Below are 1,412 nucleotides of genomic sequence, written 5' to 3' on the forward strand. Positions count from 1 at the left end.
GACGTATATGAGCGCCTCCCGTTTGCACAAGCTCCGCGTGCTTAAACTTTGACAGAACGGTTGCAGATGTATATTCGGGCTTGTTGCAGTCAGTACTACCGCTGCGGCCCCCTATGAAATCCGCTGACTCACGCCTCACTGGCTACTCGAGCTCAAGGCTCAGTCAGTCATTCAGGTTTGGTGAGTCCGGGTCCTACCTGTCGTGTCATCACACTCGATCGCTGCGCAACCTTTCAAGATTCACTACATAAACATTAGTCCTTGGTGTAACGATGGTCATGCCGGTTTCACGCTTACATGTCCTTTCTGGTACGGCTGATCGTGAGCCAGCACTGCCCAGATCGTTCGCGCCATCTTGTTCGCCAGCGCGACGATCGCGACATTCCAGGGCCGCCGCTTCTTCAGTTGTTCGAGCCATGCACCAGGCTCCCTGGCGTTCGTCATCACGCTACGCGCGCCGTGGATCAGGAGTGTGCGCAGATAGGTATCACCGCGCTTGCTGATTCCATGCAATTTTACCCTTCCGCCTGAGCCAGTCTGCTTCGGCACCAGACCAAGCCACGCAGCGAACTCGCGGCCAGATTTGAATGCCTTTGCATCGCCCATCATGGCGACTGTCGCCGTGGCCGTCAGCAATCCGACGCCGGGTATCTCGCTTATCGCCTTTACAGCAAGATCATCCTTCTTCCATTCGCGCATCCGGCGCTCGATTCCCCCGATCTGCTCGTCGAGCTCCATCACTCGTTTCCACTGTTCTCGCAAGGTATCAATTAGCACGGCGGGCAACCGTTCCGCCACCCGTGCGAGCACCTCCGGTATCGCCCTCACAATCCCAGCGCGCTTCTTACCCATCACCTCTCCGAACTCCGCCAGCATGCCGCGCAGGCCGTTGATCTGCATCGTGCGAAATGCAACCAGTTGCTGGCGCGCCCGGTGCAAGGCCAGCATGGCCTGCTGCATCTCGGTTTTGACGGCCACGGGCTTGCTCGGCTGTTGTACGGCTAACCAGATCGCCCGGGCATCCGCCGCATCGTTCTTGTTGCGGACATTGAATGCCTTCACGAACTCGGCGGGTAGCAACTTGACCTGATGTCCCATCTTTACAAGCTCTCTTGCCCAGTGATGCGCTCCGCCGCATGCTTCCATGCCAATCAGGCACGGCACATGGTTCGCAAAATACTCGAGAAACTGCGCACGTTTGATCGGCTTGTTCACGATCTCACCGGTTTCTGCGTCGACGTAATGCACCTGCATGACATTCTTTGCAATGTCGATACCAACGGGAATGAGGATCACTTTATTTCTCCGAATTGGCTGGGGGAGCCTCCATCATCTTCCACTTCGGACCGGCGCATTGTTCTGAGCCGCCTTCCTTGGTGTCGACGCTGGGTGGGAGGCGCTCATTCCATTGG

The 1,412-nt window shown here is 57.1% G+C and carries 1 protein-coding gene; it reads right to left on the reverse strand.

All coding sequences use genetic code 11. The features are described 5' to 3' along the window. Positions 1 to 276: 276 nt before the first annotated feature. Positions 277 to 1,296 carry an IS110 family RNA-guided transposase gene (locus HV711_RS33190; protein ID WP_082201555.1) on the reverse strand — a complete coding sequence of 340 codons (1,020 nt, stop codon included), beginning with the start codon at positions 1,294 to 1,296 and terminating at the stop codon, positions 277 to 279. Positions 1,297 to 1,412: the final 116 nt, after the last annotated feature.

The sequence above is a fragment of the Paraburkholderia phenoliruptrix genome, from assembly GCF_902859825.1.
Taxonomy (GTDB): Bacteria; Pseudomonadota; Gammaproteobacteria; order Burkholderiales; family Burkholderiaceae; genus Paraburkholderia; species Paraburkholderia phenoliruptrix.